Source organism: Xanthomonas codiaei (genome assembly GCF_002939785.1).
GTDB lineage: Bacteria > Pseudomonadota > Gammaproteobacteria > Xanthomonadales > Xanthomonadaceae > Xanthomonas > Xanthomonas codiaei.
Genome location: NZ_MDEC01000013.1, coordinates 60054 through 79890, shown reverse-complemented (window position 1 = coordinate 79890; position 19837 = coordinate 60054). Strand labels below are relative to the sequence as shown.

The following is a 19837-nucleotide window of genomic DNA, read 5'->3' as shown; positions in this document are numbered from 1 at the left end:
ACTGGGTGCATCGACAACTGACTGCGCCGCACGCGTGGCCGATGCGGTCACTGCACGAAGTATCCTGGGCTTGCCCGGTCGACAGCATCGCTGCTCCTGTGCACCGCTGCGATCACCAGTTCCAGCCCACACCTGTCCTGGTGCGACAGCGCGGCATTCGCGCACAGCAACAACGACAGCACGGACTGCACCGCGGCCGCGGCATCTGCCCGCCGCGGTCACGCATGGCTATTCGGTCGTGTCAGGCTCCGCTTCGGCTACCGTGTCGCCGTCCTGCAAGGTCTGCGGCGGGTCGAGCACCACGCTGTCGCCCGCATTCAAACCGGCGACCACCTGCCGGTCCTGGCCCATCGCCATGCCGGTGGTGACGGGCCTGGCGGCCACGGTGTTGCGTTCACCGACCACGAATGCCAGCGTGGCGCCATCGCGTTCGACCAGCGCGGCGGCCGGCACGCGCACGCCCTGCGGCTTGGACGCCTGCTGCGGTTTGGCCTGCTCCAGGAAGCTCACCCGCACGCCCATTTCCGGCACGATGCGCGCGTCCTTGACCTTGAAGGCCACCCGCACCTTTACCGTGGCCTTGCCGCGGTCGGCGGTGGGAATGATGGCGATCACCTCGCCGGGAATCTTCCAGTCCGGGTAGGCGTTGAGCACCGCTTCCACCGGCATCTTCGGTTGCACGCGGCCGATATACGACTCGCCGATTTCCACTTCGATCTCCAGCGACTCCATGTCCACGATGGTGCCGATCCCGGTGCGGGTGAAACCGCCGCCGGCCGACAACGGCGAGACGATTTCGCCCGGCTGCGCGGCCTTGGCGGTGACCACGCCGGCGAACGGCGCGCGCACCACGTTGAAGTCCGAACGGATGCCGGCAATGGCCAGCTGGTCCGATGCCACCTGCACGTTGCGTTGCGCGTTCTGCAACTGCGCACGCAAGGCATCGCGCTGCGCGGTGGCCTGTTCGTACTGCGAGCGCGATACCAGCTGCGCGCCGACCAGCGACTGCAGACGCGTGGCATCGGCATTGGCCACCGCCAGCTGCGCCTGCACGTTGTCGACCTGGCTGCGCGCGGCCGACAGCTGCGAGGCCGACAGCATCCGCTGCGCATCGGCATCCAACGGGTCGAGCGTGGCCATCACCTGGCCTTGTTCGACGCGCATGCCTTCTTCGATCATCACCTCGCGCACCTTGCCGGTGACCTGGGCCGACACCGTGGCCATGCGCCGGGCAACCACGTAACCGGACGCGTCCAGTACCGAGGCGCTGCTGCTGCCGGCACTGATCGCCACCACCGGTGAGGTCTGCACCTTGACCACCGGAGTGCGGGTGAACCACCAGGCCGCGGTTGCCAACGCCAGCACCAGGACGATGACGGCGATGATCCAGCCGCTGCGGCGTGCGGGTGGCGGCGCGGCAGGGCGCTGGCGGTCGATGCGAAGTTGCTTGAGCAGATCGGCGGAAGTGTTCATCGAGAACCAGGACAGAAGGCTGCGCAGAATGTGACCGTCTGCAAGGCGCGCCGCAAGCTGCCGGAAGTCACCAACCCCAACGCGGCGACAAACGATAGGGCGATCGGTGCAGTGGCAATGCCGTGCAGCATGCGGCCCGAGCGCACCACCTGCCAGTGACAGCTGTCATCCGCAGGCCATGACAGGCGCGACTGTGCGCCAGCGGTGCAGACGCGCAGGCTGTCGCTATCGAGCCACCACAGGATCCTGCATGCACCAGCACCGCTTCAAGGAAACACCGCCGTGCGGGCCGCGCAGCCACGCGTTGCGTGAGGGCTACGCGTGAGCAGGCGCATGCATGAGGCCGCTGATCGGGATCACTCTGCGACGCCGCGTGCCCAGGCGGACCCGGCAATGGCAGAATCCGCGCAACGACAAGGACCCACTCCGATGCATGCAAGGCTCCCTGCCTGGCTTCGTCCGGCTGCAACTTCGCAAGTGGCCGCACGCCTGGCGCAAGGCCAGTCGCCGTGGATGGACTGCGTGCACCTGCTGTGGTCGGCCTGGGTGTTCGTGGTACCGGTGTTCTCCCCGCGTGGCTATGACAGCACCTGGCTGTTGTGTACGGTGCTGTCGTATCCGCTGTTTCTGCTGCTGTATGCGCGCATGTTGCTGGCGCCGCGCGACACGCTGTACCGCTACGCCTGGGCGATGGGGGCGCTCAGTGCCGCGCTGCTGCCGGTGTACGCCTCGGGCATCAGCTACTTCGTGTTTGCCTGCCTGAGCCTGCGCCCTTCCACGCGGCATGCGCTGTGGCGGCATTTCGCCATCCTGCTGCTGATGAACGCGCTGTACCTGGCCTGGGCGCGCTGGCTCGGGTTGGGTTGGCAGGGGTTGGTGTGGTTGCCGGTGTCGGTGCTGGGCATGGCCGCGGTTGGCGCGGTGTACAGCATCAACGAGCGCAAGGACGCATTGCTGCGCCTGTCGCAGGACGAAGTGCGTCGGCTGGCGGCCACCGCCGAGCGCGAGCGCATCGGCCGCGATCTGCACGACCTGCTCGGCCACACCTTGTCGCTGGTGGCACTCAAATCCGATCTGGCCGCGCGCCTGATCGCGCGCGATCCGCAGGCGGCGCGCGGTGAGATCGATGCAGTGGCGCAGATCTCGCGCGATGCCCTGGCACAGGTGCGCCGCGCCGTCACCGGTATCCGCGCCGCTGGCCTGGTGGCCGAGCTGGCCTCGGCAAAGGTGCTGCTGGACATGGACGGCATCGTGCTGGAGCACGCGCTGGACGCGCTGCCCCTGCCGCCCGAGCACGAGACCGCCCTGGCGCTGGTGGTGCGCGAGGCAGCCACCAACGTGCAACGCCACGCCCAGGCCAGACGGGTCCGGGTGAGTCTGCGCGCGCACGACGGCCGGGCGGTACTGGACGTCACCGACGATGGGCGCGGCGGGGTAATCGTGCCCGGCAATGGCCTGGATGGCATGCGTGCGCGCCTGCAGGCTCTGGGAGGCGCGTTGGAGGTGGACGCGCTGCCCCGCGGCATGCGCCTGCGCGCCAGCGTGCCGTTGCCGCAACCCATGTCCGATGCAGAGCACCCCCCATTGCCGCTGCCCCTGGTGCCGCAATCGCGCTGAGCGCTCACCGGCCCGGCCGCTGCACGTCGCCGGCCCGCGCTGTTATCGTGCGCAACCGTTGCACAACTGCGAGCGCGAGCGATGATCCGGGTGTTGTTGGCCGAAGACCAGGCCTTGCTGCGTGGCGCGCTGGTGGCCCTGCTCGGGCTGGAAGACGATATCGACGTGGTCGGCAGTGCCGGCGACGGCGAGAGCGCCTGGCGCGAGCTGCAACGGCTGCAACCGGACGTGCTGGTCACCGATATCGAAATGCCCGGGCTGGGCGGCCTGGAGCTGGCCCAGCGCATCCAGCGCCAGGCGCTGCCGGTGCGGGTCATGATCGTCACCACCTTTGCGCGCCCCGGGTTTTTGCGGCGCGCGCTGGATGCCGGTGTGGCCGGCTATCTGCTCAAGGATGCGCCGGCCGAACAACTGGTCAGCGCCTTGCGCCAGGTGCATCGCGGCGGCCGGGTCATCGACCCGCAGCTGGCACTGGATGCGTGGGTGGAAGCGGACCCGTTGAGCGAGCGCGAACGGACGGTGTTGCGCCTGGCCGGCGAAGGCCGCTCGGCCAGCGAGATCGCCCAGCAGCTGCAGTTGTCGCACGGCACCGTGCGCAACTATCTGTCCGAATGCATCGGCAAGCTGGGCGTGGCCAATCGCATCGAAGCGTATCGACTGGCGCGGCAGAAGGGCTGGCTGTAAACAGCGAAGCCAGTGCAGCACCCGGCACCATCCGTGTGGCATGGATCGCAGGCACTGGAACTGGAAGGACGATTGCATCTGCGACACGCGTTGCTGTGAGCAACCTGGCCTCGCACCGAGCGCATCAGCGCAGCGATCTTGCGATGCCTGCCTTGTCCTTGCCACATCGCGTTGCATGCTTCATGACAAACGAGATGGCGCTGGCGTTGTAGACGGGACACGCCAAGATCGCGCAGCTATTCCAAAACACGCACGAAGGCATGCCATCGCTGCGCAGGTACACTGCCGGCCGACCTGGTCATTGCGAGCGCACTGCATGAAATCTCTGTGGCTGTTGGGCCTGCTGCTGGCCTGCGCATTCAATGCGTCTGCCGAGCAATTCAAGATTCTGGTCGCGGCCATTCCGAATCAGTATCACCACGACTATATCCCCGTCGCCAAGCCGCAGTTCGAAGCGATGGCGCGCAAGCATTATGTGGAGATGGTATGGGCATGGAATGCCAAGGCTTTCGATGGCGATCTTTCGCAGTACGCGGCGATCGTGCTGCTCAATACGCCGGCCACTGACCTGGATCCGGCCCAGCGCGCCAACTTCCAGGCTTATGTGCGCAACGGCGGCGGTGTGGTCGCCGTGCACAAGGCATTTGCGATCAAGCGCGGCGACTGGAAGTGGTACGACCAGTTGATCGGCCGCTCGTTCCGCACCCACCCCTACCTGCAGACCGCGATGGTCGATGTGGTGGCCAACTTCCCGGCCACCGCCGGCCTGCCCAAGCGCTGGGTGTGGAGCGATGAGTGGTACGAGTACGACCCGCCCTACAGCGACGATCTGGTCACGCTACTTACTGTGGATGAAACCAGCTACGACCCCACGCTGATCTGGCCGGGTCAGGTCGCCAAGGGCATGGGCAAGCACCATCCGGTGGCGTGGTACCACCATTTCGAGGGCGGCCGCGTCTTCGCCACTGCACTGGGCCACCAGGCCGAGGCCTACAACGACCCGCGCTATCTGGAACATCTTTATGGCGGGATTTACTGGGCCGCTACCGGCAAGGGCATCGAAGTGCCCGTGTCAGCGGCCAAGGCAGAGCGTCGGCGTTAAGTCCTGGCCCCTTTCCGTCTACGGCGGCAAGGCGCAGACGGCGCGTCGCTGGCGCGTGCCCCGGGCGCCTGCGCCGCAAGCGCAGGCCGGGACGCGGAGCGGTGGTGAGGGTACGGTCACGCAGTGAACTCACTTCGTGCACGCCGTCTTCCCCCCATCCAATCCATCAATGCGCCGACCGCTGCCCACGCACCATGCTGGAAAACACGCCATCGCGGCGTACCCAGGCATGGAACAGCGCCGCGCTCAGATGCCCCAGCACGGTGGCGAACAGCAGGTACGCCAGCCAGCCATGCGCGCTGCGCAGCCAGGCATACAGCGCCGGATCGTGCGGCGCGATCGCCGGCAGGTTGGCGCCTGGCCACAGCACGATCGGGTAGCCACCGGCCGACAGCATTGCCCAGCCGATCAGTGGCATGCCCAGCATCAATGCATACAACAGCCAATGCGAGGCGATCGCCACAGCTTTCTGCCAGGCGGGCAAATCCGCAGGCAGTGCCGGCGGGCGATGGCGCAGGCGGTTGATCAGGCGCAGCACGGCCAGGACCAGGATCGCGATACCCAGTGGGCGATGCAGGTCGATCAACCACGGCCGTTGCGTCACCGAGGCGACCATGCCGACGCCGACGAACAGCATGGTCAGGATCATCGCGGCCATCAGCCAATGCAGCACGCGCGCGGGAAGATTGAAGTGCGTCGGGCGGCTCATCGATGGGCTCCCTGGCCGGTGGCGGCACTGCCCTTGCCGCTGGCGATCTCGCGCTCGCGACGGTTGAACGATTGCGCATACACCGACGAGCGCGCGGCCAGGATCGGATCGTTGGAGGCGGCAAGGCCCTTGGGCAGGATCAGCGGATCGTAGTTCAGATCGCGGCACGGCCCGCTGGCCTGCGGTTGCGCATGCTCCAGGGTCAGCGTCCCGGCGACGATCTGCTTGCGGCTCTGCGGCCACGGCTGCGAGGGATCGTCCACCGCATCGCCGGGTTCGGCCACGGTCAGCACCATGTCCCAGCGCAGCGGCCCCTGCGCCAGCCGCGCCTGCAGGTCGGTGGCGAGAAAATCGCCATCGGCCTGCTTGCGTTGCTCGGCGCTCAGTTCCTTGAACGGCGTATGCGGGCGCATCGACCAGCGGATGTAGCGCTCGCGCCCGTCGGCCGCGATCGCGCGGAAGGCGTTGACGCCGTTGTACTGCGTATTGGCCCAGCTATCGGACCAGGGCGCGGTCTTGGCCCACTGCTGGAACTTGGCCGCCTCCGGATACTGCTTGCCGAACGCCGCGAGTTTTTCCGGATCCGGTTTGCCGGTGGCCGGGTCGGGCCTGGAGGCCACGTTCAAGGCCTGGAAACCGGCCGGCGTGGCCACCACGAAGAACGGAAAGCTGTTCATGGCCGTGCGCCATTCCTGCCCGTCGTCGCTGCGCAGCAGCAGCGCCATGCTGCGCACGCGCGCCTGTCCATCGGCGCCGTGCGGGTCGCCACCGCCGATCGACATCCGTCCCAGCACCGGCGTGCTGGTCTGGCCGAAGACGCGTGCCGACGACAGCCAGCTCGCCTTGCCACTGGACTGGAATTGCCCGCTCACGCATACGCCCTTGCTATGCGCGCGCCGAAAACCCGGATGCGGCGGCCCGCTGGATTCGATGGTATCGGTCATGCGCGCGGCGGTGAGCCGGTCGCCGCCGATCCAGCCGGCGGTCCATGCAAAGGCGATGGCGATCCCACCGGCAATGGCGGCAATGCCCAGCAACGGCAGCACCGGGCGGCGCGTGTGTCCGGGGGAGGGAGGTGGCAACGGCATGGCTGGCTCCGGTCTTGGATGCAGTGGGCAGCCCGCTCACTGTCGCGCGGCAATGCTTTCATCGCCGCAGCCGAGCACGCCCGTGTCGCATCATCCGGAAGAAGCCGCCTTGAGCGTGTGATGGACTACGGTGCCGGGAGGCCCGGCGCGATGCGCATGTCCCGCTGCAGGCATGAACGGGACACAATGATTCAGAGCGGCTGACGGAAGGTCGCGAGCAGTCGGCAGGTGGGCGTGGATGCGCGCTCAGCACCGGAGTGTACGCGTGGTACACGCTCACACCGAGCACCGAGCACCGAGCACTGGCCACGCCAGCCTGACGGCTACGCAGCAGTGTTGTTGGCCGCGATCAATCAGCCAAGCGATGCTTATGGCCGACAGTATTTCGCCAACCCGACACGTTCATTGCGCATCTTCGCTACGAAGCGGTGAAAACGACCAATCGAACATCGTCAGTAATTCTTTGGCCAATCGATCGAACTCCGGTCGGTAATGATGTTCGTGCGGCGTAGGAACCACGGTCTCGCCTCGGGTGAAACCCATCGCCTGCAATGCTGCCGAAAATCGTGCGAGAGGGCCGTAGGCGAATAATTGATTATGGCGGTCCCAGACCACCGTCGCTTGGCTGGTAGGCGAATGCGCCCACAGGTCATAGCGAGCATCTGCTGAAAGAAATGCGCCAAAACGCGACAAGAACGCCTTGACGTCAGCGAGTTCCAGCGCAGGAGTCTGGTAGCGGCCTGGTTCTGCCTCGCCACGCGAGGTGTGGAGGAGATACAGCAGGTAATACGGCGGTTCCATGCATTCGGTCATGCGCTCGAAAACGACAGGATCCCCGCGCGGAACACCCGCAACGATGCGGTCCGTGGAGTCGAAGACCGCCGGATGCGAGTGAGCGCACCACTGCCCATCTTTCAGGTGTCCGAGTCGGTACATGCGTGTCCGTCGCCTTGCTTGAAGCAGCTCGCCGTGGCGTAGCCATGATCAGATCGTGCAATGCCCGGATCGCGTCATTCGATCCTGAGCTTACCGGTCGGGCGAACGCCTGGTCGCAGCGCTGGCTGCACTCAGCCGCCGTAGCGCTGCTGCAGCATCGCAAACGCCGAGCGCAGCGCCAGCGCTTCGCCACCTGCAGGGCGCCCCGGGCGGTCGCTGTCGTTCCAGGCGTAGACGTCCAGATGTGCCCAAGGCTGGCCCGGGGCCACGAAGCGCTCCAGATACAGCGCCGCGGTCACCGCGCCGGCCATGCGCGAGCCGGCGTTGGCCATGTCGGCCACGTGGCTGTTGAGATAGCGCAGGTAGGGCCGCCACAACGGCATGCGCCAGACCGGGTCGCGGGTCTGCTCGCCGGCGTCGATCCAGGCCTGTGCCAGCGCATCGTCGTTGGCGAACAACGCCGGCAAATCCGGGCCCAGCGCGATGCGCGCCGCGCCGGTGAGCGTGGCGAAGTCCAGGATCAGATCGGGCTTCTGCTCGGTGGCGTAGCTCAGTGCATCGCACAGCACCAGCCGGCCTTCGGCATCGGTGTTGTCCACTTCCACGGTGACGCCGGCGCGGGTGGTGAGTACCTCGCCAGGGCGGAAGGCATTGGGGCCCACCGCGTTTTCCACTGCGGCAATCAGCAGGGTGAGCCGCACCGGCAAGTGCTGCGCCATCACCAGCCCGGCCAGCGCCAGCGCATGCGCGGCGCCGCCCATGTCCTTCTTCATGTTGCGCATGCCATCGGCGGGTTTGAGATCCAGCCCGCCGGTGTCGAAACACACGCCCTTGCCGACCAGCACTAGGTGCGGATGCGCGGCATCGCCCCACTGCAGCTGGATCAGCCGCGGCGCACGATGCGAGGCGCGGCCCACCGCATGGATGGTGGGGAAGTTCTGCGCCAGCAACGCATCGCCCACGATCGCCTCCACCTGCGCGCCGTGGGCCTGCGCCACTGCACGGGTGGCCGCTTCCAGCTGCTCCGGGCCCATGTCTTCGGTGGGCGTGTTGACCCAGTCGCGCACGCGAATGCAGGCCTCGATCAGGGCGCGCGTCGCTGCAGACGGCGTGGCCGCCAGTTCAGCCGGTGCGCGCGGTACCTTGCGGTAGCGGGCAAAGCGGTAGGCGCCCAGCCCCCAGCCCAGGTGCAGCAGCGCCTGCTCGGCATCATCCAGCGGGGTCGCCACGGTCCAGCGGCTGGCCGGCGGCAACGCCATCGGCGCATGCGCATAGGCGTAGGCATCGGCGCGGTCGCCGATCCCGATGACCGCCCCTGCCAGGCCCTGGTCGTCCGGCAACAGCAAGACGCTGCCCGGCGCGGCATCGAACCGCTGTGCCTGCGCCCACGCCAGCACGCGCGTGGGCTGCCCGGCGCACCAATGCGCGAAGCCTTCGCGGTCGAGCACATGCAGCGGCAGCGCGGCGGCGGTGGGGTCGGTGAAACCGGTGAGGTGCGACATGGGCATCCTTCAATGGCGCCGTGCGCCAGATGGGGGCGGCTCAGGCGGGAAGGCAGATGCCATCGCGCGCGGCGCCGGGGTGCGGTTGCTGGGCATCCAGCCAATCGGCCAGCCCGGTGAGGCTGTCGAATTCCAGGTCCGGCTGCTGGGTCGGGTGCGACCACTGCGCGCCGTCGCGGTTGATCCAGCACGCGCGCAGCCCGGCATCCAGCGCGCCGAGCACATCCATGCGCACGTGGTCGCCCACATGCAGCACCTGTGTTGGCGGCACGTCCAGGCGTGCGCAGGCGGCCAGGAAGATGCTGGCCTCCGGCTTGGCGCTGCCGTGTTCGCGCGAGCCCAGCTGGAAGGCGAAGTGATGCATCAGCCCGATACGCTGCAGGTCCGCATTGCCGTTGCTGAGCGCGGCCACCGGCACGTGCCGGGCCATGCGTGCCAGCGCATCGAGCGCATCCGGGTAGCACTCCACCTGGTTGCGCGCGGCGTAGAACACCTCGTAGGCCGGCTCCACCAGCGCCAGATCGCCGCCGCTTTCGCGCAGGGCCATCTCCAGCGTCAACCGGCGCAGCGCGCTCAGGTCATGATGCAGCTGCGGGTTGTCGGCGAAGCTGCGTTCTCGCAACTCGCGCATGGCCTCCACCGGAAAGCGCTCGGCGGTGACCGGACTGTGCTCGCGCATCCAGTCGTACAACACCTGGTCGATACGCGCACCGATCGGTGCGAAAGGCCACAACGTATCGTCGAGGTCGAGAGTGATGGCGCTGATGTGGAAGCTCATCGCAAGATTTTACGGTCTTGCGTTGGGATTGGGGAATCGGGATTGGGGATTGGCAACGGCACTTGCGCGGTTGCTTCTACCAATCCCGAATGCCCAATCCCCAATCCCAGCTACTCCAACAGCCTCGCCCAGCGTTGCATGCCCTCCACCCGGCTCAGCACCATCTTGATGCAGACCAGCAGCGGCACCGCCAGCAGCAGGCCGATCATGCCCCACAGCCAGCCGAACAGCATCAGCGCCAGGATCAGCATCAGCGGCGAGATCGCCATGCGGCGGCCCAGCACGATGGGGGTGACAACCTGGCCTTCGATGGTGTGCAGCGCCAGATACAGGATGGCCGGCAGCAGCGAAGACAGCGTGGTGCGGAACTCCACAAAGCCCATCAGCAGCATCAGCAGTACGCCGATCAGCGGGCCCACGTAGGGCGCGAAATTCAACAGCGCCACCACCGTGCCCCACAGCAAGGCCTCCGGCAGTGGAATCTGCAGGACAGACAGGATGCCTGCAAAGATCAGGCCGACCAGGGTGTTGATCACGCTGATGGTGAGGACATAGCGCGACACCTCGCGCTCGATGTCCAGCATGATCTCGGTCGTGAAGCGTTGCTGCTGTCGGTTGGGCAACAGGGCGATTGCATGCCGTTGCAGGCTTTCGCCGTAGACCATGAAGAAGAAGGTCAGCAGCACCACCGCAAGCACCGAGGCGGCCAGCTTGGGCGTGCGCACCAGCGCCTTGTACGGGTCGTCCATCTGGGTGCGCACGATCTGTACGCCGCGCTGGCCTTCGCCGCCGGCCGCGCGTGCGAAGTTCTCGGCCGCCTGGTTGGCCTGCATCACCGGCTTGGTGAAATCGCGTACGTCACGCGCAATCTGGCGCATTTGTCGCGGCGCCTGCTGCACCCATTCGGCCGCCGGGCCGGCCAGCTGCGCGGCCAGCGCGACCGTGCCCGCCAGACCCAGGCACAGCACCAGCAACGCACCGAGAAACCGCGGGATGTACAGCTTGCGCAGTCCGCGCAGGATGGGGTTGCCGATCAGCGCAAAAAACGCTGCCAGCATGATCGGCAGGATGATGGTCTGCGCTGCCCACAGCGTGTAGCCGACGGCCAGCGTGGCCAGCACCACCAGCGAGGCAGGAGCGCGCGGACGCGGCGCCGGTGGCGGCGGAAGCGACTCTGCCGGTGCGGCAGGATCCAGCGAATCGACGGAGAGAGACATGCGCACCCTGGCAGCGAACTGGCGTGCTGCCAGCGGTGGGCCATTATCGGCACAACGCGTCAACAGCGCGCACAGGGCCTGTGCGCATCGTGTCACTGCAACGGCGCGGGTGGCGGCCTCAGCCGCTGCCATTTCGGACGCAAGGCCGGCCTCAGGCCGCGCGGTCCACCGGAACCTGCACCACCGTGACCGGAGGATCGGCAGCGACTTCCTCGGCATTGTCGGCGGCGCGTTCGGCCTGTTCGGACGCTTCCTGCGCCCGGTGCGCAGTAAACAGCGCAGAGAGGGTGCTGATCATCTGCAGGATCTTGGGAATGCCGCCCAATTTGCCGGCGATGCTGCCCAGCGCCGCCTGCGGTTCGTTGCGGCCGGTGACAAACCCCAGCCCGAAGCCGACCAACACGATTCGCACCGGCGACCAGCCGGCACGCCAGGTCGTGCGCAGTTGTCTCCAGTGCAGACGGGTTTCCTGCGCACGGCCTTCGACCAGGAATTCGGCGCGTTCGACGCGCTGACGCAAGGTGCCGAACTTCATGCGTGGCCTCCACTGGCTGGCGCTGTCGCAGGCTCGTCGTCGCTGCTGTCGTCGAAGATGCCCAGCTTGACCAGCTGACGTCGCGTTGCATTCATGCCGGTGTGATCGAAATAGAAGAACACCCGCCATGCCGCAATGGCCGTCACCAACAGGCTGGCCAGTGCGGTGAAAAACATCGCCTGGAACCACGACAGGCCGGCACGCTGCAGCAGGGCGATGATGGCACCGGCCAGTAACAGCCACGACGATGCGCCGAACACCACGGCCACGCACGCCCAGGCCAGGCCACGTCCGAAGGCACTGCGTGCCAGCTGCAGATCGGCCGACACCAGCCGGCGCAATGCGCGGCTGGTGTCCTTGGCCGAGCCCAGCGTGGCGCGGCCGGCAGCACCGACCGCACGCACGCTTTCGTCCAGTCCCGGTGTTTCCGGGCGCGCATGCGGCGCGCCGGAATCGGCAGCGGTAGAGGCCTGATCGCTCACGACTTAGTTGTCGTTGCCGCGTGCCAGCTTGGCGATGACCCAACCGGCGGCAAAGGCCACGCCGAAAGCGGCCAGCGGGCGCTCGCGGATCAGATCGGTGGCGCTGTCGAGCAGGTCGTTGCCTTTGGCAACCAGCACATCCATCTGCTCCTTGGCGGCGGCACCGCCGAACTCGGCAGCGGCCATGCCGGCCAGGGCGGAATCGGAGAGTTCGGCCTTGACGTTGGCGCGGCCGAGCTTGAGCTCATCGCCAGCGGCACTGGTGGCGCCCTTGACGGCTTCGCCTGCAGCGCTGGCTGCCGACTTCAGGTGGGTGCCGGCTTCGCTCAGGTTGTCCTTCAGCTGTTCGGTATTGGTGGGGCTCATGCGATGTCTCCTTCGGTCATTGAGGGCAGCCGCCACTCACGTGCGGTCGTGATCTAGCAATAGCATCGGGGGGGTGTAGGAGGCGTTAGTGGAGGCGGGTCACGGTGCACACCGCCTCAACGCATGAGCGCGTCGTATTGCGCGTTGCCACGCAGGATACGCACCACCAGTTGTTGCGGCTTGCGTTGGAAGTTGGCACGCCAGCTGGCGAGGTCGGCGAACTCGCCCACGCTGCTGGCCACGATGACATCGCCTGACACCAGGCCGTTGGCTGCCGCGCGTCCACCGCGTTTGACCTCGCTGACCATCACCCCGGTGATGCCGGACTGACGCAGCGATTCGGGCAGGTCCACGAAGGTGGCGCCACTCAGCCGTGGGTCCAGCATGTCGCCGGTCACCGCGCGGTCCTGTTCCTTCAACGTGGTCTTGAGCTTGAGTGGCTTGCCATCGCGGCGGATATCCAGCGTCACGGCGCTGCCCACCGCCTGCAGGCCCTCGTAGTTGTGCAGGGCTTCGGCGCTGTCCACGCGCTGGTCGTTGGCGCCCACCACCACATCGCCTGGCTGCACGCCGGCAGCGGCAGCGGCGGAGCCGGGCAACACGCGCGTTACCAGCGCGCCGCGCATCGAATCCACGCCCAGCCCACGTAGCATGTCCTGGGTGAGGTTCTGGGTTTCCAGGCCCAGGGTGCCGCGCACCACCACGCCCTTGGTCACCAATTGCTCGACCACGTTGCGCGCCAGGTTTGACGGAATCGCCAGGCCCAGTCCGATGTTGCCGGCCATGCTGCCTTGCGGGTTGAAGCTGGCGGTGTTGATGCCCACCAGCTGGCCCTGCAGATTCACCAGCGCACCGCCGGAATTGCCCGGGTTGATCGAAGCGTCGGTCTGGATGAAGTTCTGGTAGCCCAGCCCGCGAATCCCGCTGCGCCCCACGGCCGACACGATGCCGGAGGTGACGGTCTGGGTGAACCCGAACGGGTTGCCGATCGCCACCACGAAATCGCCCACGCGCAGCTGATTGCTGTCGGCCAACTTGATGTCGGTGAGGTTGTCGGCCTTGATGCGGATCAGCGCGATATCGGTATCGGCATCGGAGCCGATGAAGTCGGCCTTGACGGTGCGGCCGTCGCCCAGCGTCACCTGCACATCGTCGGCGTTTTCGATCACGTGGTGGTTGGTCAGCACGTAGCCCTTCTGCGCATCGATGATCACGCCCGAGCCCAGCGATTCGTTGATGCGGTCCTGCGGTACCTGCGGGAACAGCCGGCGCAGGATGGGATCGTCGAAGAACGGGTTGCGGACCCGTACCACCTGCTTGGTGTTGACGCTGACCACTGCCGGCATCGCCTGTTGCAGCATCGGGGCCAATGAAGGCACCGGCTGGCCGGCGACGGCCGCCGGCAAGGCGGCCGCCGTCGGCAGGGTGAAGGTCGCATTGCCGCCTGGCGTGGCTTCGGCGCGATTGTCCAGCCAGGCGTTGATGCCGGTAGCGGCGAAGCCGCCGAAGGCGGCGGCCAGGGAAAGCGTCAGCAAGGTGGGAAGCGGTCGCATGGAACGGATTCCGGGTTACGCGGTGAGAAAAGGAATAGGGCGTGGGACTGCGTAAATCAAGCTGAACGAGAGTGCCAGCCGGCAATTTAACTGCCGGTGAAAGCGGCACACAGCCGCGGGTTGCCCGCGCGTTGACAGCGCGAGGGGCCCGGCGTAGCGTCCGCTTCGTCCGATGCCTGTTCAGCATTCGCATGCTCTCGCGCATCGCCCGCGTTTTCCGCACTGATGCCCTTAAGGAGGGTCTATGAGCAACGGCAATGGTGTGACGACAACCCTGTCCGACGCCGTCGAGAGCGTAAAGAGCACCGCCACCGAACTGACCGACACCCTCGCCAGCACCACCAGCGAAGCGGTGAACAACGTGCAGGAAGCGGCCGGTGCAGCGGTGGAAGAGGTCAAGACGCGTGTTGCCAAGGCACGCAAGGCGGTGGTCACGGCCGAGCAGCGCGTGGTCGAGAAGGCCGGCGAAGCGGCCGGCGCCGTCAAGCGCCGCGTGGCCAAGACCAAGCGCTCGTTGAGTGCGACCAAGGACGCTGCCAAGCAGAAGCTCGTTTCGACCAGGGACGCCGCCAAGCAGACGCTGAGCAACACCGGTGCCGCGGCCAAGAAGAAGATCGCCACCACCAAGGCCGCTACCAGGCAGAAGCTGGAGACCGCCAAGGCCAACGCCAAGGCCGAAGCCGCTGCATTGACGGCCAGGACCGCAGCCAAGAAAGCGGCGCGCAAGACTGCCGTGGCGGCGGTGGGTGCGCGCACGGCGGCCAAGAAGGCGGCTGCCAAATCCGCAGCGGTGAAAAAGTCGGCGGCCAAGAGCCTTGCCAAGAAGGCGCCGGTGGCCAAGCAGACTGCCACCAGGCAGGCTGCGGTCAAGAAAGCGCCGCTGAAGAAGACGGCGACCAAGACGGCCTTGAAGAAGGCGGCCAAGGTGACCAAGACCCCGGCAACGCGTGCAGTGGCCAAGACCACGGCCGCCCGCAAGGCCGTGGGCAAGAAGGTTGCCAAGCGAGTGACGCGCTGAGGCGTGGCGCCATCGGGCGTGTCGCATGCGGTATCAAAAGAGGACCGGCGCTGTTCGCACAGCGCCGGTTTTTTTGTGGGCGAGGGTGGTCGCTACCCTGCAGTGGACAGGCCTCTCCGTAAAGCGCGTTGCTCCGACGGAGCACCAGCCATCGGGTCGTTACCGACGAACTCCTTGCAGCGCGTAGATTCGAAGTGAGCAAGACATGCCGATCGTGCCGTTCTAGCAATGACGCAGCGCGCGGCGCGTGCCCTCATCCGCCCCTGCGGGGCACCCTCTCCCGGGGGGAGAAGGGAAGGCGGTGCCCGGTGGTCTGTGTAAAGAATCAGCAGCGAAAAGCGCCGACAGTAAGAATAAAAATCAGGGCCCGATCTATCCCTACGGCGCAGTTGCTACACCCCAAATCCCGAATCCCGAATCCCGAATCCCGAATCCCGAATCCCGAATCCCGAATCCCGAATCCCGAATCCCAAATCCCAAATCCCAAATCCCAAATCCCAAATCCCACCTACTCCAACCCATCAACCAACTGCTCGGCACCCTTGCGAATCCCTGCCTTTGCCGCGTCATAGGCGCCCAGGCTGGCCTTGATGTTCATGGCACTTGGATACTGCTTTTCGACATAGGCGTCGAGCAGGCGATCGGTCTGCGCGTCGAAGATCTCCACCGCGTAGCTCACCGAGCCGGAGAATGCGCCTTGCTTGCCGCGTGCGGCCTGCACGGCGTTGTAGGAGCCACCGCCCAGGTCCACCTTCATCAAGGTTCCCAGTACGCGTTTGCTGGGCTTTGCGCCGGTCAGGGTCATGCAAATACGCAAGGTGTCATGATCGGCCAAGGACGTGGGGCGCCAGCGCCGTGCGATGGCATCGCCGAATTGTTGCTGCATGTCGTCGGCGAGCATGCGCTTGTCCTGCTCGGAGACGTTCTCGAACTGCGCGTCCGGGCCACGGTAAATGGCGACCGGCTCGACGATGACGGTGCGGTAGCGCGACCAATCCACCTCGCTGTGATACGCATACGGCATGCGATTGCCGCGGCTGCCGTCGTGCGGGCGCAGATAGCTGGACGAGGGCAGCTGGCGGTAAGGCACCGGGCCGGTGCTGGCACAGCCGACCAGTGCAAGGCCGGCGAGTGCGAGCGTGCAGCAACGGATGAGGCGCTGGGACATGGTGACGGGCCTGCGATGGCGGAAGTCGAACGGGGTCGGGATGGCGGCTGTGCGCATGCCGGCTTCAATGCAGCAGCGCACTGGCCAGGGCCAGCGCAAAGGCCAGGCCGGAGGCGGCAAACAACACGCCACGCGTGGCCCAGCGCTGCAGGCGGCGCAGCGTGCGCGCGCTGCGGATATCCGGCAGCGCGCACCAGATGTCGCGGTTGCCGATGCCGGTGCGGCCGCAGGGGAAATCCGCCAATGCTGGTGCATCGCCGACAGTGGCGGTCAGGCCGTCGTTTGCCGCACTGCGCGGCGTCGACAGCCCCGGGGTGGTAGCTGGGCTCGGAGTGGAACGGGGCGAGTACATCATCACATTGCATCCTGGATGCGTGCGGTGTGTGCACTGTAGGCAGGCAGGTTTGGAAAGTTATTGGATGCGGCCGGCAGACGTGTCGGTGCGCGTGGCCGGTTTGGATCCGGCTCACACAGGTGGCGAGCAGCCGTCAGGTGGGTGCAGACCGCGCGGAGGAGTGCGCGCGGATGAACCGGGGTATACGGGTGGTACACGCCGATACGGGCACCGACCGCGCGCCTGGCGGTGAGCGCAGGGGTTTTGTCAGCCGCTCTTGGGCTGCGGTGGGATGTGGTCGCCGCAAAACACCACGCGCACACAGAAACCACGCCCCTCGTTGCCCTCGCAGGTTTCGATGCTTGCACCGTGCAGGCGTGCGATGCCCGCCACCAGCGATAGCCCGATGCCGCTGCCCTGCACCTCGCTGCCGGGCACACGATAGAACCGCTCGAAGATGGAGGCGCGCGCGGCATCCGGTACGCCGGGGCCGTCATCGCTGACCTGCACGAACGGATGCGGCACATCGGCGCGCAGGCAATAGCCGCAACTCGCTTCCACCAGGCCGTGGCTGCGTCCATAGCGGATGGCGTTGTCGACCAGATTGCGGATCAGGATGCCGACCGCATCCACGTCGCAGCACAGCAGGCAGGGTGCGGCGGCGATGTGCAGATCGATTTGGCGCGCCTCGGCCTGCACGCTGAACTCGTCCAGCACATGCGAGATCAGTTCGCTCATCTCCACACGCTGGTACGCCGCCGAGCTGATGCCGGCATCCAGCCGTGCCAGATCCAGCAGCTGCTCGGCCAACCGGTTGCTGCGGCGCGCGGTTTCCAGCAATTGGTGCAGCGCTGCGTCCTTGGCCTGCAAGGTGGGCGCGCGCAATGCCACTTCCGCATAGGCATGCAGCGCCGAGAGGGGTGTCCGCAGTTCGTGCGCGGCGTCGGCGACGAAGTCGCGCTCGGCCTGTACGGCTTTTTCCACACGCGCCAGCAGGGTGTTGAACGCATCGATCAGTGGGCGGATCTCGTCGGGAACGCGATCCAGCGGGACCGGCTCGGTGTCCAGGCCGGTGCGTTGTGCGATGGCGTCAGACACGCTGCGCAGCGGGTTCAGCGCGGTGCGTACCGCCCACCACACCAGCAGGCCCAGAATGCCCAGCTGCGCAGTATTGAGCGTCATCGCGATCAGGGTCTGCTTGAAGCTGATGCGGGATGAGGCAATGCCGCTGATGGCCTGGGGGTCGGCCTGGGCGGATGGCGCGGCAGGCGTGTCGAAGCGGTGTTGCAGCGTATCGGGCAGCACGCTGACCAATTCATCGCCAAGCAGGTTGAGTTCCTGCTCGAAGACGCTGTGGTGTCCCTGGGTGACCAGCGCGACCAGGATCCACAGCGAGGTGGACCAGCTCAGCAGGACGATGGCCGCCAGCGCCGCCAGCATGCGCGCCTGCAGGGACTTCATTCCGGTGCCTTGCCGACCATGTAGCCCTGGCCATACACGGTGGAAATGAGGTCCTCGCCAAGTTTGCGCCGCAGCTGGTGCACATAGACCGCAATCATGTTGCTGCCGCCCTCCGAAGGGCCGCCGTACACGCCTTCTTCCAGCTGGTCCTTGGTGACCACGCGGCCGGCGCGCTCCATCAATGCCAGCAGCAGCCGATACTCGTGCGCGCTCAGCGCCACCCACTTGCCGGCTTTGGTGACCTTGCGGCTGCTCGGGTCCACGCTGACATCGCCCTGGCCGAGCAGCGGTACCACGCGGCCCTGGCTGCGCCGGACGACCGCGCGCAGCCGTGCCATCAGCTCGTCGAACTGGAACGGCTTGACCAGGTAGTCGTCGGCGCCGGCATCCAGCCCGCGGATGCGATCGGTGAGCTGGCCGCGTGCGGTCAGCGCAATGACCGGGGTGGCGTCGTAATGGCCGCGCAGGAAGCGGAGCACCATCAGCCCGGATTCGCCGGGCAGGCCGATATCCAGCAGCACCGCGGTGTAGCGGTGGTCCACCAGCGCGGTCTTGGCTGCGCCGGCGCTGTCGACGTGGTCGATGGTCCAGCATTGCTGGCGCACACCCTCGCAGATGGCATTGGCCAGCATGGTGTCGTCTTCGACCAGGAGCAGGTGCATAGAGGTTCCGCCGGGCACTAGGGCCAGTCCGAGATCCGCGCCACTGTCGGAGAGGGGCATTAGGCAAATGTTAGTGCATGGCTTGCCACCAGCAGGGCGTGGCCGCGGTGCGGGCACCGGTCGGTCCGTGGCCGTCCAGCGACCGGTGCCGGCGGCTCAGCGTTGCAGGATGGCGCGCAGGGCAGCGTCCAGTTGCGTGTACTGGAAGCGAAACCCGGCATCGAGCGCGCGTTGCGGCAGCACCCGCTGGCTGATCAGTAGCAGCTCGGCCATTTCGCCGAACCCCAGCCGCAGCAGCCCGGCCGGCAGCGCCAGCAGCGCCGGGCGATGCAGCACCTTGGCCAGCGTGCGGGCGAACTGCGCATTGGTCACCGGATTGGGTGCGGTGGCGTTGTAGGCGCCGGCCTGCCCGTGCTGCAGCAACCAGAGCAGCAGCGCAACCATGTCGGCGCGGTGGATCCAGCTCATCCAGTGCCGGCCATCGCCGAACGGCCCGCCACCGCCGAAACGAAAGGCCGGCAGCATGCGCGCCAGCGCGCCGCCGTCACGGTCCAGCACGATGCCGGTGCGTACCCAGCTCACCCGTGGGCCGAGCGTGCCGATGCGGGCGGCTTCGGCTTCCCAGTCGCGGCATAGCACCGCCGAGAAGTCGTTGCCGGCGCTGTCAGTTTCGGTCAGCGCGGTGTCGCCACGTTCTCCGTAATAGCCCACCGCCGAGCCGGAGATCAGTATCGAGGGGCGTTGCTGCGGCGATTGCGCTGCGATCCAGTCGTGCAGCTGGCGGGTGATGCCCAGCCGCGAGTCGCGGAAGCGCTGCTTGCGTGATTCGGTCCAGCGCCCGGCCGCCAGCGGCTCGCCCGCCAGGTTGATCACCGCTTCGGCCTGCATCCCGTCCAGCGTCGCCACGGCGGTGACGCCGGGAAGGACCCGGCCGGCACGGCGCGTATCGCGGGTCAGCACGCTGACCTGGTGGCCGGCATGCAGCAGCGCCGGGCACAGGGCCTGGCCGATGAAACCGGTGCCGCCGGTGATGAGCAAACGCATGTAAGGCTCCTGGGCCGGGTCGAGCGGGCACCATAGGACAGCGCCAGCCCAGGCGCAGTGAAGCTGCGTGGTCGAGGCGATGGCGCTGCAGTGGCCGACGCAACGCCG

Annotated in this window: 20 protein-coding genes and 2 other RNA genes; 4 read left to right on the top strand and 18 right to left on the bottom strand. The window is 66.9% G+C overall.

Going from position 1 to position 19837, the window contains the following annotated elements; translation table 11 throughout:
- Positions 1 to 228: 228 nt before the first annotated feature.
- Positions 229 to 1473, bottom strand: a complete 1245-nt coding sequence (locus tag XcodCFBP4690_RS11200; RefSeq protein ID WP_167394576.1) for an efflux RND transporter periplasmic adaptor subunit — start codon at positions 1471 to 1473, stop codon at positions 229 to 231.
- A gap of 429 nt (positions 1474 to 1902) precedes the next feature.
- On the opposite strand from XcodCFBP4690_RS11200, the gene XcodCFBP4690_RS11195 reads away from it, so the two are divergent.
- From XcodCFBP4690_RS11195 to XcodCFBP4690_RS11185, 3 genes are all read left to right on the top strand, one after another.
- Positions 1903 to 3090 (top strand): sensor histidine kinase, encoded by a 1188-nt coding sequence (locus XcodCFBP4690_RS11195; RefSeq protein ID WP_167394575.1) that lies wholly within the window; start codon positions 1903 to 1905, stop codon positions 3088 to 3090.
- Between the two features lie 81 nt (positions 3091 to 3171).
- Positions 3172 to 3774, top strand: coding sequence for a response regulator transcription factor (locus XcodCFBP4690_RS11190; RefSeq protein ID WP_104541009.1), 603 nt, complete (start codon positions 3172 to 3174; stop codon positions 3772 to 3774).
- Between the two features lie 316 nt (positions 3775 to 4090).
- Positions 4091 to 4876, top strand: coding sequence for a ThuA domain-containing protein (locus tag XcodCFBP4690_RS11185; RefSeq protein ID WP_104541008.1), 786 nt, complete (start codon positions 4091 to 4093; stop codon positions 4874 to 4876).
- A gap of 166 nt (positions 4877 to 5042) precedes the next feature.
- On the opposite strand, the gene XcodCFBP4690_RS11180 is transcribed toward XcodCFBP4690_RS11185, so the two are convergent.
- From XcodCFBP4690_RS11180 to XcodCFBP4690_RS11130, 11 genes are all read right to left on the bottom strand, one after another.
- Entirely contained in the window at positions 5043 to 5585 is a 543-nt protein-coding gene (locus XcodCFBP4690_RS11180; protein WP_104541007.1) for a cytochrome b, read from the bottom strand.
- Positions 5582 to 6673 (bottom strand): catalase family peroxidase, encoded by a 1092-nt coding sequence (locus XcodCFBP4690_RS11175; RefSeq protein WP_104541006.1) that lies wholly within the window; start codon positions 6671 to 6673, stop codon positions 5582 to 5584. The genes XcodCFBP4690_RS11180 and XcodCFBP4690_RS11175 overlap by 4 nt, the downstream gene beginning before the upstream one ends.
- Positions 6674 to 6871: 198 nt before the next feature.
- Positions 6872 to 6947, bottom strand: a non-coding RNA gene (locus XcodCFBP4690_RS11170) — sX9 sRNA.
- 128 nt (positions 6948 to 7075) lie between these two features.
- Positions 7076 to 7609: a hypothetical protein gene (locus XcodCFBP4690_RS11165; RefSeq protein WP_208622723.1), complete on the bottom strand. Its 534-nt coding sequence runs from the start codon at positions 7607 to 7609 to the stop codon at positions 7076 to 7078.
- A gap of 131 nt (positions 7610 to 7740) precedes the next feature.
- A complete protein-coding gene (locus XcodCFBP4690_RS11160) occupies positions 7741 to 9111 on the bottom strand; it encodes a leucyl aminopeptidase family protein (protein WP_104541005.1) in 1371 nt (456 codons plus the stop codon).
- 40 nt (positions 9112 to 9151) lie between these two features.
- Positions 9152 to 9889, bottom strand: coding sequence for an HAD family hydrolase (locus tag XcodCFBP4690_RS11155; protein WP_104541004.1), 738 nt, complete (start codon positions 9887 to 9889; stop codon positions 9152 to 9154).
- Positions 9890 to 9999: 110 nt separating this feature from the next.
- On the bottom strand, positions 10000 to 11106 hold the full coding sequence (locus XcodCFBP4690_RS11150; protein WP_104541003.1) for an AI-2E family transporter: 1107 nt from the start codon (positions 11104 to 11106) through the stop codon (positions 10000 to 10002).
- Positions 11107 to 11257: 151 nt separating this feature from the next.
- On the bottom strand, positions 11258 to 11641 hold the full coding sequence (locus tag XcodCFBP4690_RS11145) for a hypothetical protein (protein WP_104541002.1): 384 nt from the start codon (positions 11639 to 11641) through the stop codon (positions 11258 to 11260).
- Positions 11638 to 12123: a hypothetical protein gene (locus XcodCFBP4690_RS11140; RefSeq protein WP_104541001.1), complete on the bottom strand. Its 486-nt coding sequence runs from the start codon at positions 12121 to 12123 to the stop codon at positions 11638 to 11640. The genes XcodCFBP4690_RS11145 and XcodCFBP4690_RS11140 overlap by 4 nt, the downstream gene beginning before the upstream one ends.
- A 3-nt stretch (positions 12124 to 12126) precedes the next feature.
- Positions 12127 to 12489, bottom strand: a complete 363-nt coding sequence (locus XcodCFBP4690_RS11135; protein WP_029221506.1) for a hypothetical protein — start codon at positions 12487 to 12489, stop codon at positions 12127 to 12129.
- A 116-nt stretch (positions 12490 to 12605) separates the two neighbouring features.
- Positions 12606 to 14042 carry a Do family serine endopeptidase gene (locus tag XcodCFBP4690_RS11130; RefSeq protein WP_104541000.1) on the bottom strand — a complete coding sequence of 479 codons (1437 nt, stop codon included), beginning with the start codon at positions 14040 to 14042 and terminating at the stop codon, positions 12606 to 12608.
- Between the two features lie 244 nt (positions 14043 to 14286).
- Here XcodCFBP4690_RS11130 and XcodCFBP4690_RS11125 point away from each other — a divergent pair, with 244 nt between their 5' ends.
- Positions 14287 to 15060, top strand: a complete 774-nt coding sequence (locus tag XcodCFBP4690_RS11125; protein WP_104540999.1) for a histidine biosynthesis protein HisIE — start codon at positions 14287 to 14289, stop codon at positions 15058 to 15060.
- Positions 15061 to 15568: 508 nt separating this feature from the next.
- On the opposite strand, the gene XcodCFBP4690_RS11115 is transcribed toward XcodCFBP4690_RS11125, so the two are convergent.
- The 6 genes from XcodCFBP4690_RS11115 to XcodCFBP4690_RS11090 form a co-directional block, all read right to left on the bottom strand.
- On the bottom strand, positions 15569 to 16228 hold the full coding sequence (locus tag XcodCFBP4690_RS11115; protein WP_104541049.1) for a DUF3313 domain-containing protein: 660 nt from the start codon (positions 16226 to 16228) through the stop codon (positions 15569 to 15571).
- A gap of 64 nt (positions 16229 to 16292) precedes the next feature.
- Positions 16293 to 16583 (bottom strand): hypothetical protein, encoded by a 291-nt coding sequence (locus tag XcodCFBP4690_RS11110; RefSeq protein WP_104540997.1) that lies wholly within the window; start codon positions 16581 to 16583, stop codon positions 16293 to 16295.
- Positions 16584 to 16691: 108 nt separating this feature from the next.
- Positions 16692 to 16780, bottom strand: a non-coding RNA gene (locus XcodCFBP4690_RS11105) — sX9 sRNA.
- 49 nt (positions 16781 to 16829) lie between these two features.
- Positions 16830 to 18023 (bottom strand): ATP-binding protein, encoded by a 1194-nt coding sequence (locus tag XcodCFBP4690_RS11100; protein WP_104540996.1) that lies wholly within the window; start codon positions 18021 to 18023, stop codon positions 16830 to 16832.
- Positions 18020 to 18685, bottom strand: a complete 666-nt coding sequence (locus tag XcodCFBP4690_RS11095; protein ID WP_104540995.1) for a response regulator transcription factor — start codon at positions 18683 to 18685, stop codon at positions 18020 to 18022. The genes XcodCFBP4690_RS11100 and XcodCFBP4690_RS11095 overlap by 4 nt, the downstream gene beginning before the upstream one ends.
- Before the next feature lie 156 nt (positions 18686 to 18841).
- Positions 18842 to 19729 carry a TIGR01777 family oxidoreductase gene (locus XcodCFBP4690_RS11090; protein WP_104540994.1) on the bottom strand — a complete coding sequence of 296 codons (888 nt, stop codon included), beginning with the start codon at positions 19727 to 19729 and terminating at the stop codon, positions 18842 to 18844.
- Positions 19730 to 19837 lie beyond the last annotated feature (108 nt).

Coding starts and splice junctions, on each gene's coding strand:
- XcodCFBP4690_RS11200 (WP_167394576.1), bottom strand. CDS start 1,473: ATGAACACTTCCGCCGATCTGCTCAAGCAACTTCGCATCGACCGCCAG.
- XcodCFBP4690_RS11195 (WP_167394575.1), top strand. CDS start 1,903: ATGCATGCAAGGCTCCCTGCCTGGCTTCGTCCGGCTGCAACTTCGCAA.
- XcodCFBP4690_RS11190 (WP_104541009.1), top strand. CDS start 3,172: ATGATCCGGGTGTTGTTGGCCGAAGACCAGGCCTTGCTGCGTGGCGCG.
- XcodCFBP4690_RS11185 (WP_104541008.1), top strand. CDS start 4,091: ATGAAATCTCTGTGGCTGTTGGGCCTGCTGCTGGCCTGCGCATTCAAT.
- XcodCFBP4690_RS11180 (WP_104541007.1), bottom strand. CDS start 5,585: ATGAGCCGCCCGACGCACTTCAATCTTCCCGCGCGCGTGCTGCATTGG.
- XcodCFBP4690_RS11175 (WP_104541006.1), bottom strand. CDS start 6,673: ATGCCGTTGCCACCTCCCTCCCCCGGACACACGCGCCGCCCGGTGCTG.
- XcodCFBP4690_RS11165 (WP_208622723.1), bottom strand. CDS start 7,609: ATGTACCGACTCGGACACCTGAAAGATGGGCAGTGGTGCGCTCACTCG.
- XcodCFBP4690_RS11160 (WP_104541005.1), bottom strand. CDS start 9,111: ATGTCGCACCTCACCGGTTTCACCGACCCCACCGCCGCCGCGCTGCCG.
- XcodCFBP4690_RS11155 (WP_104541004.1), bottom strand. CDS start 9,889: ATGAGCTTCCACATCAGCGCCATCACTCTCGACCTCGACGATACGTTG.
- XcodCFBP4690_RS11150 (WP_104541003.1), bottom strand. CDS start 11,106: ATGTCTCTCTCCGTCGATTCGCTGGATCCTGCCGCACCGGCAGAGTCG.
- XcodCFBP4690_RS11145 (WP_104541002.1), bottom strand. CDS start 11,641: ATGAAGTTCGGCACCTTGCGTCAGCGCGTCGAACGCGCCGAATTCCTG.
- XcodCFBP4690_RS11135 (WP_029221506.1), bottom strand. CDS start 12,489: ATGAGCCCCACCAATACCGAACAGCTGAAGGACAACCTGAGCGAAGCC.
- XcodCFBP4690_RS11130 (WP_104541000.1), bottom strand. CDS start 14,042: ATGCGACCGCTTCCCACCTTGCTGACGCTTTCCCTGGCCGCCGCCTTC.
- XcodCFBP4690_RS11125 (WP_104540999.1), top strand. CDS start 14,287: ATGAGCAACGGCAATGGTGTGACGACAACCCTGTCCGACGCCGTCGAG.
- XcodCFBP4690_RS11115 (WP_104541049.1), bottom strand. CDS start 16,228: ATGTCCCAGCGCCTCATCCGTTGCTGCACGCTCGCACTCGCCGGCCTT.
- XcodCFBP4690_RS11110 (WP_104540997.1), bottom strand. CDS start 16,583: ATGATGTACTCGCCCCGTTCCACTCCGAGCCCAGCTACCACCCCGGGG.
- XcodCFBP4690_RS11100 (WP_104540996.1), bottom strand. CDS start 18,023: ATGAAGTCCCTGCAGGCGCGCATGCTGGCGGCGCTGGCGGCCATCGTC.
- XcodCFBP4690_RS11095 (WP_104540995.1), bottom strand. CDS start 18,685: ATGCACCTGCTCCTGGTCGAAGACGACACCATGCTGGCCAATGCCATC.
- XcodCFBP4690_RS11090 (WP_104540994.1), bottom strand. CDS start 19,729: ATGCGTTTGCTCATCACCGGCGGCACCGGTTTCATCGGCCAGGCCCTG.